Source organism: Cupriavidus sp. D384 (assembly GCF_001652915.1).
Lineage (GTDB): Bacteria > Pseudomonadota > Gammaproteobacteria > Burkholderiales > Burkholderiaceae > Cupriavidus.
This window is the reverse complement of the sequence record NZ_BBQI01000009.1, coordinates 1-13,196: the sequence shown is the minus strand read 5'-3', so window position 1 is coordinate 13,196 and position 13,196 is coordinate 1. Positions and strand designations below refer to the sequence as shown.

Annotated in this window: 10 protein-coding genes; 5 read left to right on the top strand and 5 right to left on the bottom strand. The window is 64.2% G+C overall.

Translation table 11 applies throughout. The features are described 5' to 3' along the window. Nucleotides 1–15: 15 nt before the first annotated feature. Complete coding sequence (gene bamE / locus A9J21_RS03405) at nt 16–564, top strand: outer membrane protein assembly factor BamE (RefSeq protein WP_066731916.1); 549 nt, start codon at nt 16–18, stop codon at nt 562–564. An 81-nt stretch (nt 565–645) separates the two neighbouring features. Here the strand turns inward: bamE and metG are convergent, their stop codons facing one another. After that, complete coding sequence (gene metG, locus A9J21_RS03400) at nt 646–2,718, bottom strand: methionine--tRNA ligase (RefSeq protein ID WP_066731914.1); 2,073 nt, start codon at nt 2,716–2,718, stop codon at nt 646–648. A 309-nt stretch (nt 2,719–3,027) separates the two neighbouring features. Next, entirely contained in the window at nt 3,028–3,663 is a 636-nt protein-coding gene (locus tag A9J21_RS03395) for an OmpA family protein (protein ID WP_066731911.1), read from the bottom strand. 377 nt (nt 3,664–4,040) lie between these two features. Between A9J21_RS03395 and apbC the strand changes: the two genes are divergently transcribed. The 4 genes from apbC to A9J21_RS03375 all read left to right on the top strand — a co-directional run bounded on the left by apbC (nt 4,041) and on the right by A9J21_RS03375 (nt 9,046). Beyond that, the gene (gene apbC, locus A9J21_RS03390) at nt 4,041–5,129 is read left to right on the top strand and encodes an iron-sulfur cluster carrier protein ApbC (RefSeq protein ID WP_066731909.1); all 1,089 of its coding nucleotides are present in this window, start codon (nt 4,041–4,043) and stop codon (nt 5,127–5,129) included. A gap of 130 nt (nt 5,130–5,259) precedes the next feature. After that, nucleotides 5,260–5,835, top strand: coding sequence for a superoxide dismutase family protein (locus A9J21_RS03385; protein WP_066731906.1), 576 nt, complete (start codon nt 5,260–5,262; stop codon nt 5,833–5,835). A 204-nt stretch (nt 5,836–6,039) separates the two neighbouring features. Continuing rightward, a complete protein-coding gene (gene dcd, locus A9J21_RS03380) occupies nt 6,040–6,606 on the top strand; it encodes a dCTP deaminase (RefSeq protein ID WP_066731905.1) in 567 nt (188 codons plus the stop codon). 175 nt (nt 6,607–6,781) lie between these two features. After that, nucleotides 6,782–9,046: an arginine/lysine/ornithine decarboxylase gene (locus tag A9J21_RS03375; protein ID WP_066731904.1), complete on the top strand. Its 2,265-nt coding sequence runs from the start codon at nt 6,782–6,784 to the stop codon at nt 9,044–9,046. Nucleotides 9,047–9,208: 162 nt separating this feature from the next. Here the strand turns inward: A9J21_RS03375 and A9J21_RS03370 are convergent, their stop codons facing one another. From A9J21_RS03370 to argH, 3 genes are all read right to left on the bottom strand, one after another. After that, entirely contained in the window at nt 9,209–10,933 is a 1,725-nt protein-coding gene (locus A9J21_RS03370) for a TRAP transporter large permease subunit (protein WP_066731902.1), read from the bottom strand. Further along, nucleotides 10,933–11,475: a TRAP transporter small permease subunit gene (locus A9J21_RS03365; protein WP_066731900.1), complete on the bottom strand. Its 543-nt coding sequence runs from the start codon at nt 11,473–11,475 to the stop codon at nt 10,933–10,935. The genes A9J21_RS03370 and A9J21_RS03365 overlap by 1 nt, the downstream gene beginning before the upstream one ends. A gap of 196 nt (nt 11,476–11,671) precedes the next feature. Then, nucleotides 11,672–13,081 (bottom strand): argininosuccinate lyase, encoded by a 1,410-nt coding sequence (argH, locus tag A9J21_RS03360; protein WP_066731895.1) that lies wholly within the window; start codon nt 13,079–13,081, stop codon nt 11,672–11,674. Between the last annotated feature and the right edge of the window lie 115 nt (nt 13,082–13,196).

Here is a 13,196-nt window from a genome sequence, read left to right as displayed (position 1 = left end):
AGACGCCTTGCCGCCATGGGACTGATTGCCAGCCTGCTTGCCCTGTTCGGATGCGACCAGCAAAAGGTCGACGAAGCCATGAAGAAGGCGAAATCGGTCGCCACCGACACCTGGAACAGCGTCAAGCCCGACAGCCAGCTGTTCAAGGGCATCGAGATCGGCAAATCCACCGAGGATGATGTGCGGCGCCAGGCCGGCAAGCCCGAGATCGTCTGGGAAGAACCGGACGGCGGCCGCCGCCTGGAATACCCGCGCGGCCCCGAAGGCGCCACGACCTGGATGGTGACGACCAACGCCGATGGCACCGTGCGCGCGATCGAGCAGGTGCTGACGGCCGAGAATTTCGCAAAGGTACGACCCGGCATGAACAAGGACCAGATCCGCCGGATGCTGGGCAAGCCGACCAAGGTGGAGGCGTTCCGCCTCAAGCAGGAAGAAGTCTGGGGCTACCGCTGGTTTGAAAGCCCGACGGATCGGGCCTTCTTCAACGTGCATTTCAACAACGACGGCACGGTAACCACCACGTCACGCAGCGACGATCCGTCGAAGCGGCAGGGCGGCTGAATGACCAGCTGAGGTATTGAGGGATTTTGCGCCCCTCCCGCAGGGCGGGGGAGGGGGCAACAACAGCAGAAGAGCGCCAGATCAGCGAATGCGCATGCCCGGTACGGCGCCGCTGTGCGGCTCCAGGATGTACAGGCCCGGATTGGCCTTCTCATCCGCGGCCGACGCGGCCAGCACCATGCCTTCGGACATGCCGAACTTCATCTTGCGCGGCGCCAGGTTGGCGACCACCACGGTCAGCTTGCCCACGAGTTGCTCGGGCGTGTAGGCCGACTGGATGCCCGAGAACACGTTGCGCGTCTTGCCTTCGCCCAGGTCCAGCGTCAGCTGCAGCAGCTTGTTCGAACCTTCCACCTTCTGGCATTCGACGATCTTGGCCACGCGGAGGTCGATCTTCGCGAAGTCGTCGATGGTGATCGTGTCGCCGATCGGCTCGATCGAGGCCGACGAGGCAGCATCGGCGGCGGGAGCGGCGCCCGAAGCCTGCAGCGATTCCTTGTTGGCGGCCAGCAGTGCGTCAATCTGCTTGGTGTCCACGCGCGTCATCAGGTGCTGGTACGCCTGGATCGGACGGTCGGCGGATAGCTGCTTGTCGATGCCACGCCAGTCGAGCGGCTCGATGTTCAGGAACGACTCCACGCCGGCGGCCATGGTCGGCACCACGGGCTTCAGGTAGACGGTCAGCAGGCGGAACGCCTCGAGCGAGACCGAGCACGCAGCGTGCAGGGCATCGCGCTTGCTTTCGTCCTTTGCCAGTTCCCACGGCTTGTTGGTGTCGACGAACGCGTTCACGGCGTCGGTCAGCTCCATCACCAGGCGCAGCGCCTTGCTGTACTCGCGGCCTTCGTAGAAGGCGGCCACCTGCGGCGCGGCCTGGCGCAGCTGCTCCAGCAGCGGGTTGGCCAGCGCGGCCTCGTTGACCTTGCCGTCGAAGCGCTTGACCAGGAAGCCGGCAGCGCGGCTGGCAATGTTCACGTACTTGCCGATCAGGTCGCTGTTCACGCGGGCGACAAAGTCGTCCAGATTCAGGTCCAGGTCTTCCATGCTCGCGTTGAGCTTGGCGGCGAAGTAGTAACGCAGCCATTCCGGGTTCATCCCGGTGTCGATGTAGCTCTGCGCGGTGATGAACGTCCCGCGCGACTTGCTCATCTTGGCGCCGTCCACGGTCAGGAAGCCGTGCGCGAACACGTTGGTCGGGGTGCGATAGCCCGAGAACTTGAGCATCGCGGGCCAGAACAGCGTGTGGAAGTACAGGATGTCCTTGCCGATGAAGTGGTACTGCTCGGCGGTCGAATGCGGGCCAACCCAGGCGTCGAAGTCGATGCCGCGCTTCGCTGCCAGGTTCTTGAAGCTGGCGTAATAGCCGATCGGGGCGTCCAGCCACACATAGAAGTACTTGCCCGGCGCGCCCGGGATCTCGAAGCCGAAGTAGGGCGCGTCGCGCGAGATATCCCAGTCGGACAGCGTCGAGGCCTCGCCTTCGGCGCCCAGCCATTCCTGCATCTTGTTGCTGGCTTCGGGCTGGGCCAGGTCGGCCACCCATTCGCGCAGGAACGTCTCGCAGCGCGGATCGGACAGCTTGAAGAAGAAATGCGTCGACGACTTGCGCACCGGCGTGGCGCCCGACACCACCGAGTACGGGTTCTTCAGGTCGGTCGGCACGTAGGTGGTGCCGCATACTTCACACGAATCGCCGTACTGGTCCTTGGCGCCGCACTTCGGGCACTCGCCCTTGATGAAGCGATCCGGCAGGAACATGTTCTTGACCGGGTCGAAGAACTGCTCGACATCGCGCTCGGCAATCAGGTCCTGGCCCTTCAGCGACAGGTAGATCTTCTCGCAGAGTTCGCGGTTTTCCTCGGCGTCGGTGCTGTAGTAATTGTCGAACGACACCAGGAAGCTGTCGAAATCGCGCTTGTGCTCGGTCCAGACGCGGTCGATCAGCTGCTTGGGCGTGATGCCTTCCTTTTCCGCACGCAGCATGACCGGGGTGCCATGGGTGTCGTCGGCGCCGACGTAGTAGACCTCGTTGCCCATCATGCGCTGGAAGCGCACCCAGATGTCGGTCTGGATGTACTCCACCAGATGGCCGATATGGATCTGGCCGTTGGCGTACGGCAGGGCAGAGGTAACGAGAATGCGGCGTGCGGTCATGAAAAGAGCCGTTCAGTGGGTGTCGGTGCGCGCCCGGCGGCTGCCGGACGAAGGAACCGGCTATTTTAGCAACTGCCCGCGCAGATTGCTCGGATTGGCGTCGAACGCGGCACAATCGGCGCCCAATCTCGCTGAAATGGCACGTCAAATGCCCGCATCGGGAGTCAAACGGGCAAAAAAAAGCGCCGGTTAGGTACCGGCGCAGCTTTCCACAACGGAAAAGGAGGAGAAATCAGGTACCGCCCGGGAGGTCAGCCACCCATCGCGAGCCAGCAACGGTGGCAAGCGGTACCTGAACTCTATGACTGGTCACCCCGAAATTGGTTTCAAGAAAATTTCGACGCGACGATTTTGTGCCCGTCCGGCCTCGGTGGCGTTGTCCGCCACGGGCTGGGTCTGGCCCCGTCCTTCGGCCGTCAGGCGGTTGCGCGCCACGCCGTGGTCACCCAGGTAGGCGGCCACGCTCTGGGCGCGGCGTTGCGACAGCTGCATGTTGTAGCTCGGGTTGCCGGTGCTGTCGGTATGGCCCACGACGTTGGCGGCCACATCCTGGTGCTGGCCCAGTGTCTGCGAGACCTGGTCCAGCACGTTGCGGAACGACGGCTTGATCGTGGCGCTGTCGGTATCGAACGTCACCTGGCTCGGGATATTGACCTTCAGCGAGCCGTCCGGCTGCTCAGTGATCTGCGTGCCGGTGCCGGCGGTGTCCTTGTTCAGCTTGCCGCGGATGGCATTCCAGTTGTAGCCGGTAGCGCCGCCCAGCGCGCCGCCCACGGCAGCGCCGACCAGCGTGCCCGTGGTGTTGCCGCCGATCAGGTTGCCCAGCCCCGCCCCCACGGCCGCGCCTACGCCGGTGCCGACCGCGGTATGGGTCTGCTGTTCGGTGGCGCATCCTGCCAGGGCCGCAGCGGCGACGATCGAGACGGTAACGAGCTTGAGGTTCATGCTTTCTCCTTCTGGTGATACCCGTAAATGTTTGGCCAACGCCATGTCGCATGGTAACGCCTGCCGCCAGAGGGCGGCCGGGGCGCGACAAGTTTCAACATGCGTATGAAAAACGCTCAGGGTCTTCCACGCGCTGACGCACATGGCCGGAGCGCCGGTAGGCCGGCGCACTACAATAGGCAGATGGCGCCAGCCGCACAAGCCCAGGAGTGTGAGAGATGTAAATGTCTGTAAATCCACACTTAACCAAGGGTTAAATCAGAAGGCGTGCCACGGTCTGCGCGGACCTGCTACCGTGGCCCCTGCCGGATGGCGTTCTTTTGCTACATTACGCGCCTCGCATCCCCCACTATTTCATTCCAAGAGCGGAGTCTGTCTTGAGCCTCACCATTGAACAGGTAACCGAAGTCCTGCGTACGGTCATCGATCCCAACACGGGCAAGGACCTTGTCTCCACGCGGTCGGCGCGCAACGTGCGGGTCGACGGCAGCAACGTGTCCGTGGAGGTGGAGCTTGGCTATCCGGGCAAGAGCCAGTTCGACCTGATCCGCAACCTTGTGACCGATGCCGTGCGCAAGCTCGATGCCGCGGCCAATGTCAGCGTGGCGGTGTCGATGAAGATCGTCGCCCACGCGGTGCAGCGCGGCGTGAAGCTGCTGCCCGGCGTGCGCAACGTGATCGCCGTGGCATCGGGCAAGGGCGGCGTGGGCAAGTCCACGACGGCCGTGAACCTGGCCCTGGCCCTGGCCGCCGAGGGCGCGCGCGTGGGCATGCTGGATGCCGATATCTATGGCCCGAGCCTGCCGATGATGCTGGGCATCAGCGGCCGCCCCGAATCCACCGACGGCCAGACCATGATGCCGCTGCAGGGCCACGGCCTGCAGGCCAATTCCATCGGGTTCCTGATCGAACAGGACAATCCGATGGTCTGGCGCGGCCCGATGGTGACCTCCGCGCTGGAGCAGCTGCTGCGCCAGACCAACTGGAGCGACCTGGACTACCTGATCGTCGACATGCCGCCGGGCACCGGCGATATCCAGCTGACGCTGTCGCAAAAGGTGCCGGTCACCGGTGCCGTGATCGTGACCACGCCCCAGGACATCGCGCTGCTGGACGCCCGCAAGGGTCTCAAGATGTTCGAGAAGGTCGGCATCCCGATCCTCGGTATCGTCGAGAACATGGCGGTCTACTGCTGCCCGAACTGCGGCCATACCGAACATATCTTCGGCGCCGGCGGTGCCCAGAAAATGAGCAGCGAATACAGCGTGGACGTGCTGGGCAGCCTGCCGCTGAACCTGTCGATCCGCGAACAGGCCGATTCGGGCCGTCCTACCGTGGTAGCCGAACCCGATGGCCCGATCGCCGAGATCTACCGCGAAGTGGCGCGCAAGGTGGCCATCAAGGTTGCCGACAAGGCGCGCGACATGAGCAACAAATTCCCGAGCATCGTCGTCCAGAACACCTGAGCGCCTGCCGGACAGCCAAAAATGGGAGGCTGTCCGACATTGTGGTGCCGGGCGCCTGTCCTACAATCCACACGGCAGTCGACGTTCACGCGCGGGCATCGCGCATACAAGCAAGAAGAGGAGGAACGGCATGAAACGTGTACTTTTCGGATTGACGGTAGGGGCTGCCGCGGTGCTGGCAGCCGGATGCGCGCAGACGGACAAGAGCCCTTCGGCGGCGCCCACGGCCAGCGCCGCCATGGCCGCCCCGGGTGCCACCCGGGCCGCCGCCCCGCTGGCGCCCAAGAGCGGCACCAATACGGGCGGGCGCGTCACGTTCGAGCAGCAGCCGGGCGGCGGCGTGATGGTGGTGGTGGCGGTGACGGGCCTGCCGCCAGGCACCACGCATGGCTTCCATATCCACGAAAAGGGAGATTGCTCGGCGCCGGACGCCATGAGCGCGGGAGGCCACTTCAACCCGGGCACCAAGCCGCATGGCCAGATGTCGATGCCTGACCATCATGCCGGCGACATGAACAACCTGACGGCCGACTCCGCCGGCAACGCGCGTGCGCAGTTCGTGATGAGCGACGTGACCGTGGGAGCAGGCCCGAACAGCGTGGTAGGCCGCGCGGTGGTCGTCCACAAGGACCCGGACGACTATCGCACACAGCCCACGGGCAATTCGGGTGGCCGCATCGCTTGCGGCGTGATCGCGGCGACCTGATTGGCGGCACCTGGCTGGTACGTGGCGCGCGACCTGACCGGCCGCGCGGCCGCTTCCGGCGGCCCTTTTCCCGTCCGGCGGGAGAAGGGCGCCCGGCCTTGACCGCCTGCGCCGGGTGCGTGCCGCGAATGGTTGTACAATGCGCCCCATTCCAGCGGCGCCGGGTATGGCCGGCCAGCCGTCCGACCATCCTGCCACGTCTATATGAGCATCAAATCCGACAAGTGGATCCGCCGCATGGCGGAACAGCACGGCATGATCGAACCGTTCGAGCCCGGCCAGGTGCGGGAATCGGACGGGCGCAAGATCGTTTCCTATGGCACGTCGAGCTACGGCTACGACATCCGGTGCGCCGACGAATTCAAGATCTTCACGAACATCAACAGCACGATCGTCGATCCAAAGAACTTCGACGAGAAGTCGTTCGTGGACTTCAAGGGTGACGTTTGCATCATCCCGCCGAACTCGTTCGCGCTGGCCCGCACGATGGAGTACTTCCGGATTCCGCGCAGCGTGCTGACCATCTGCCTGGGCAAGAGCACGTACGCGCGCTGCGGCATCATCGTCAACGTGACGCCGTTCGAGCCCGAGTGGGAAGGCTATGTGACGCTGGAGTTCTCGAACACCACGCCGCTGCCCGCCAAGATCTACGCCGGCGAGGGCTGCGCGCAGGTGCTGTTCTTCGAATCGGACGAGGTCTGCGAGACCTCGTATGCGGACCGCGGCGGCAAGTACCAGGGCCAGCACGGTGTCACGCTGCCGAAGACCTGACGGCCTGTCATTTTCCTGCCTCACAATTCCGGCGTGTGAATCGCGCCGGTGGCGCCGCCGGGCACAACCGCCCGCGGGCCAGACCTGACGAACGAGCCACATGTCGCCGCTGCGGGAACCTCCCGCCGGCCATGTGGCTCAAGTCTTTACAAGCACCCTCATCAAGGATTGCCCGATGAAATTCCGCTTCCCCGTCATCATCATCGATGAAGACTTCCGTTCCGAGAACATTTCCGGCTCGGGCATTCGCGCACTGGCCGAGGCCATCGAGCGCGAGGGCATGGAAGTGATGGGTCTGACCAGCTATGGCGACCTGACATCGTTCGCCCAGCAGGCCAGCCGGGCGTCCACGTTCATCGTGTCGATCGACGACGACGAGTTCGTGCGCGCCGACGACCAGCCCGAAGCCGCCGCCATCGAGAAGCTGCGCGCGTTCGTGAACGAGGTGCGTCGCCGCAATACGGACCTGCCGATTTTCCTGTACGGCGAAACGCGCACTTCGCGTCACATTCCGAACGATATCCTGCGCGAGCTGCACGGCTTCATCCACATGTTCGAGGACACCCCCGAATTCGTGGCGCGCCACATCATCCGCGAAGCCAAGGTCTACCTGGACACGCTGGCCCCGCCGTTTTTCAAGGCGCTGATCGACTACGCGCAGGACAGCTCGTACTCGTGGCACTGCCCGGGCCATTCGGGCGGCGTGGCGTTCCTGAAGAGCCCGGTGGGCCAGGTATTCCACCAGTTCTTTGGCGAGAACATGCTGCGCGCCGATGTCTGCAATGCCGTGGAAGAGCTGGGCCAGCTGCTGGACCACACCGGCCCGGTGGCGGCATCGGAGCGCAATGCCGCGCGCATCTTCAACTCGGACCACATGTTCTTCGTGACCAACGGCACGTCGACGTCGAACAAGATGGTATGGCACGCCAACGTGGCCCCGGGCGACATCGTGGTGGTGGACCGCAACTGCCACAAGTCGATCCTGCATGCGATCATGATGACCGGCGCGATCCCGGTGTTCCTGATGCCGACGCGCAACCACTACGGCATCATCGGCCCGATTCCGAAGAGCGAGTTCGATCCGGAGACCATCCGCAAGAAGATCGAGAACCATCCGTTCGCCAGCAAGGCCAAGAACCAGAAGCCGCGCATCCTGACGATCACCCAGGGCACGTACGACGGCGTGCTGTACAACGCCGAGCAGATCAAGGAAATGCTGACGTCGGAAATCGACACGCTGCATTTCGACGAAGCCTGGCTGCCGCACGCTGCGTTCCACGACTTCTATCGCGACATGCACGCGATCGGCCGCGACCGTCCGCGCAGCAAGGACGCGCTGGTATTTGCCACGCAGTCCACGCACAAGCTGCTGGCCGGCCTGTCGCAGGCATCGCAGATCCTGGTGCAGGATTCCGAGACGCGCAAGCTTGACCGCTACCGCTTCAACGAGGCCTACCTGATGCATACCTCGACGAGCCCGCAGTACTCGATCATTGCCTCGTGCGACGTCGCCGCGGCCATGATGGAAGCGCCGGGCGGCACCGCGCTGGTCGAGGAAAGCATTGCCGAGGCGCTGGATTTCCGCCGCGCCGTGCGCAAGGTCGAGGCCGACTACGACGTCGTGAACAATGGCGACTGGTGGTTCAAGGTCTGGGGCCCGGATACGCTGGCCGAGGAAGGCGTGCCCGACCGCGACGAATGGATGCTCCAGGCCAACGAGCGCTGGCACGGCTTCGGCGACCTGGCCGATGGCTTCAACCTGCTGGACCCGATCAAGGCCACGATCATCACCCCGGGCCTGGACGTGGACGGCGAGTTCAGCGAACGCGGCATCCCGGCGGCCATCGTCACCAAGTACCTGGCCGAGCACGGCATCATCATCGAGAAGACGGGCCTGTACTCGTTCTTCATCATGTTCACGATCGGCATTACCAAGGGCCGCTGGAACTCGCTGGTGACCGAGTTGCAGCAGTTCAAGGACGACTACGACCAGAACCAGCCGCTGTGGCGTGTGCTGCCCGAGTTCGTGGGCAAGTATCCGCAGTACGAGCGGATGGGCCTGCGCGACCTGTGCGATGCCATCCACAGCGTGTACAAGGCCAACGACGTGGCCCGCGTGACCACCGAGATGTACCTGTCGGACATGGAACCGGCGATGAAGCCGTCGGATGCCTGGGCGATGATGGCGCACCGCGAGATCGAGCGCGTGCCCGTGGACGAGCTGGAAGGCCGCGTGACTGCCATCCTGCTGACGCCGTATCCGCCGGGCATTCCGCTGCTGATCCCGGGCGAACGCTTCAACCGCACCATCGTGCAGTACCTGAAGTTCGCGCGCGAGTTCAACAAGCTGTTCCCGGGCTTCGAGACCGATATCCACGGCCTGGTGGAAGACGAGATCGACGGCCAGACTGCGTACTTCGTGGACTGCGTGAAGCAGTAAGGGTTTCGCGCTTCCTCAATGAAAAACCCCCGTGCCGCGAGGCCGGGGGTTTTTGTTTGGGCGTGGTCTGTTGGGAGAGGCTTTGCCCTCTCCCCCGCCCCTCTCCCGCAAGCGGGCGAGGGGACAACACCAGGGGGAACATCAAGGTCTGCCGGTTTGCTCCTACTTGCTCTTCTCGAACTGGAACTGCGGCGCCGCCGGCTCGCTGTCGGTGCTGCTGCCCGGCAGTTCCAGCGTACCCGGCGTCGATGCCCCTCCGCCCGGTTTGCTCTCTTCCCCGCCTAGCGGAATGCTGACTTCGGCGGAATTACTATGCTTGAGCGACCCCTTGTCGAGCAGCCCGGTCACCATGCCCGGCCAGAACATCACCAGCAGCACCATGATGAGCTGCAGGCCGACCCAGGGCAGCGCGCCCCAGTAGATGTCCGAACTCTTCACTTCCTTCGGCGCGATGCCGCGCAGGTAGAACAGCGCGAAGCCGAACGGCGGGTGCATGAACGACGTCTGCATGTTCACGCACAGCATCACGCCGAACCAGACCAGCGCGGCCGTGGCAGCCGCCTCGGGGTTGCCGCCCATCGAATCGGCCACCACGGGCGCCAGGACCTTGACCGCCACCGGGGCAAGCATCGGCACCACGATGAACGCGATCTCGAAGAAGTCCAGGAAGAAAGCCAGGAAGAAGATGAACAGGTTGACCACGATCAGGAAGCCGATCCAGCCGCCTGGCAACGAGGTGAACAGGTGTTCGACCCACGCGCCGCCATCCACGCCCTGGAACACAACCGAGAAGCAGGTGGAACCGATCAGGATGAACACCACCATCGCCGTGATCCGGGCGGTGGACTGGTACGCCTCGACAATCAGCAGGCGCAGTTCGGTCAGCTGTCCGGCGCGGATCAGCAGCCAGAGCACCACCAGGTAGGCTACGGCCAGCGGAATCCGGAACGCATGCGAACCGAACGCGAACACGCCGACGGCCGCCGCCACCAGCGTGGCGCCGATGCCGATACGGTAGACATTGCGGTCGATCCGGTTGAAGCCCTTGTCGCGGATCACGGCCAGCACCAGCGCGCCGACGGCGCCCATCGCACCCGATTCGGTCGGGGTGGCGATGCCCAGCATGATCGTGCCCAGCACCAGGAAGATCAGCACCGCGCAGGGGATGATGCCGCGCAGGCACTTGGCCCACAGCGCCCAGCCGCGCAGCGTGCGGGCTTCGGGCGGCACAGGCGGCAGCCAGTCGGGCTTGATGCGGGTCAGGACGAAGGTGTAGAGCGCGAACAGTGCGATCTGCACGACCGAAGGGCCCCACGCGCCCAGGTACATGCTGCCCACGTCGGCGCTGCCCATCGGCGTCTTGAGCTGGTCGGCCAGTACCACCAGCACCAGCGACGGCGGCACCAGCTGCGTGATCGTGCCCGATGCGGCCAGCACGCCCGTGGCGTACTTCATGTTGTAGCGGTAGCGCATCATCACGGGCAGCGAGATCATCGCCATGGCGATCACCTGCGCGGCCACCGTGCCGGTGATCGCCCCCAGGATAAAGCCGACGATGATCACCGAGTAGCCCAGGCCGCCCCGCACCGGGCCGAACAGCTGGCCCATCGAGTCGAGCATGTCCTCCGCGAGCCCGCATTTTTCCAGGATCGCGCCCATGAACGTGAAGAACGGGATCGCCAGCAGCAGTTCGTTGGCCAGCACGCTGCCGAATATCCGGCTGGGCACGGCCTGCAGGAACTGCAGCGGGAAGTAGCCCCATTCGATGGCCAGGAAGCCGAAGGCCAGGCCCACCGCCGAGAGCGAGAATGCGACCGGGAACCCGATCAGCATGAATACCACCAGGCCGCCGAACATCAGCGGCGGCATATATTCCAATGGAATCATTATTGCACCGGCCTTTCGTATTTTGATTCGATGCGCACCAGGCCCTTCAGGGCGGCAAAGCGCTTGATCAGTTCGGAAATCCCCTGCAGCGTGAGCAGGGCAAAGCCGATGGGCACCACGAGCTTGATCGGATAACGGGGCAGGCCGCCCGAGTTGCCCGACTGCTCGAGAATGCGCCACGAAGGCAGGAACAGCGATTCCCACGACAGCCACGTGAACAGGATCGTCGACGGCAGCAGGAATACCACGATGCCGAAGATGTCGATCCAGTGCTGCGCGCGCTCGGACACGTTGCCGTAGATCAGGTCCACGCGCACGTGCTCGTTGCGCTGGAACGTGTACGACGCGCCGAACATCACGGAAACCGCAAACATGTACCACTGCAGTTCCAGCGGCCAGTTGTCGCTAAGGTTGAAGCCGTAACGAAGCAGGGCGTTCCCTGCGCTGATCAGACACGACAGCAGGATCATGATGTTTGCAAGCCTGCCCGTGTGCTGATTCAACCTGTCGATCTGTCGTGACAGACCAAGCAAGTAATTCATGGGTTGTCTCCCCCCGGTTTTATGCGCCGATTAGTGTATCTGTAACAAATTATGTGAGCGCTAGGGGATTGTCCTACCGACGTGGCAATTCGGCGCCAAGCCCCGGAAAACAAACGAAAAACCAAAGAAAAAGCCGCCGGAGCCCGAAGGCTGCGGCGGCTTTTTTACGACGCAGGCTTACGTGAAACTTACACGGTCACAGCGCCTTGCGTGCGGCGGCGATGGCGGCGCGGACCTGGTCCGGCGCGGTGCCACCAATATGGTTGCGCGATGCGACCGAGCCTTCCAGCGTCAGCACGGCATGCACGTCATCGCCGATCAGCGAAGCCTTGTCGCCCAGGCCGGACACCTGGCGCAGTTCCTCGACCGTCAGGTCGGCCAGGTCGCAGCGGCGGTCGTCGCAGGCGCGCACGGCGTGGGCCACTGCCTCGTGGGCATCGCGGAACGGCAGGCCACGCTTGACCAGGTAGTCGGCCAGGTCGGTGGCGGTGGCGTAGCCCTGCAGCGCGGCGGCGCGCATGTTGTCGGGCTTGACGCTGATGCCCGGCACCATGTCGGCGAAGATGCGCAGCGTGTCCACCACGGTGTCCACCGTGTCGAACAGCGGTTCCTTGTCTTCCTGGTTGTCCTTGTTGTAGGCCAGCGGCTGGCCCTTCATCAGCACCAGCAGGCCGTTCAGGTGGCCGTACACGCGGCCGGTCTTGCCACGCGCCAGTTCGGGCACGTCGGGATTCTTCTTCTGCGGCATGATCGAGCTGCCGGTGCAGAAGCGGTCGGCGATGTCGATAAAGCCGACGCGCGGGCTCATCCAGATCACCAGTTCCTCGCTGAATCGCGAGATATGGGTCATCACCAGCGAAGCGGCGGCCAGGAATTCGATGGCGAAGTCGCGGTCGGACACGGCGTCCAGCGAATTGCGGCACACGCCGTCGAAGCCCAGTTGCTGGGCCACGAATTCGCGGTCGATCGGGTAGCTGGTGCCGGCCAGCGCAGCGGCGCCCAGCGGCAGGCGGTTCACGCGGCGGCGGCAGTCGGCCATGCGCTCGGCGTCGCGCGTGAACATCTCCACATAGGCCATCAGGTGGTGGCCGAACGTGACCGGCTGGGCAACCTGCAGGTGGGTGAAGCCCGGCAGGATGGTGTCGGCGTTCTTTTCGGCCAGGTCCAGCAGCGCACCGCGCAGGTCGCCCAGCAGGCCGATGATGTTGTCGATCTCGCTGCGCAGCCACAGGCGGATGTCGGTCGCCACCTGGTCATTACGCGAGCGGCCCGTGTGCAGGCGCTTGCCGGCATCGCCGACCAGCGCGGTCAGGCGCGCTTCGATATTGAGGTGGACGTCCTCCAGGTCAAGCTTCCACTCGAACGCGCCGGATTCGATCTCGCCCCGGATCTGCGTCATGCCGCGCTCGATCTCGGCGCGGTCGGCGTCGGCGATGATGCCCTGCTTCGCCAGCATGGCCGCATGCGCCAGCGAGCCCTGGATGTCGAACAGCGCCAGGCGCTTGTCGAAGAAGACCGACGCGGTGTAACGCTTCACCAGGTCGGACATCGGTTCGGAGAAGCGGGCGGACCAGGCTTCGCCTTTCTTGGCAAGTTGGGAGGTCATGTCAGGGGCAGGGCGGAAAATCGGAAACGGCGATTATATCGCCAGAGGGCAGGGCAAATGCGGGTGGGTGGCTCCCCTCTCCCGCAAGCGGGAGAGGGGCTGGGGGAGAGGGCAG

Coding starts and splice junctions, on each gene's coding strand:
- A9J21_RS03370 (WP_066731902.1), bottom strand. CDS start 10,933: ATGATTCCATTGGAATATATGCCGCCGCTGATGTTCGGCGGCCTGGTG.
- A9J21_RS03395 (WP_066731911.1), bottom strand. CDS start 3,663: ATGAACCTCAAGCTCGTTACCGTCTCGATCGTCGCCGCTGCGGCCCTG.
- A9J21_RS03375 (WP_066731904.1), top strand. CDS start 6,782: ATGAAATTCCGCTTCCCCGTCATCATCATCGATGAAGACTTCCGTTCC.
- metG (WP_066731914.1), bottom strand. CDS start 2,718: ATGACCGCACGCCGCATTCTCGTTACCTCTGCCCTGCCGTACGCCAAC.
- A9J21_RS03385 (WP_066731906.1), top strand. CDS start 5,260: ATGAAACGTGTACTTTTCGGATTGACGGTAGGGGCTGCCGCGGTGCTG.
- dcd (WP_066731905.1), top strand. CDS start 6,040: ATGAGCATCAAATCCGACAAGTGGATCCGCCGCATGGCGGAACAGCAC.
- bamE (WP_066731916.1), top strand. CDS start 16: ATGGGACTGATTGCCAGCCTGCTTGCCCTGTTCGGATGCGACCAGCAA.
- A9J21_RS03365 (WP_066731900.1), bottom strand. CDS start 11,475: ATGAATTACTTGCTTGGTCTGTCACGACAGATCGACAGGTTGAATCAG.
- argH (WP_066731895.1), bottom strand. CDS start 13,081: ATGACCTCCCAACTTGCCAAGAAAGGCGAAGCCTGGTCCGCCCGCTTC.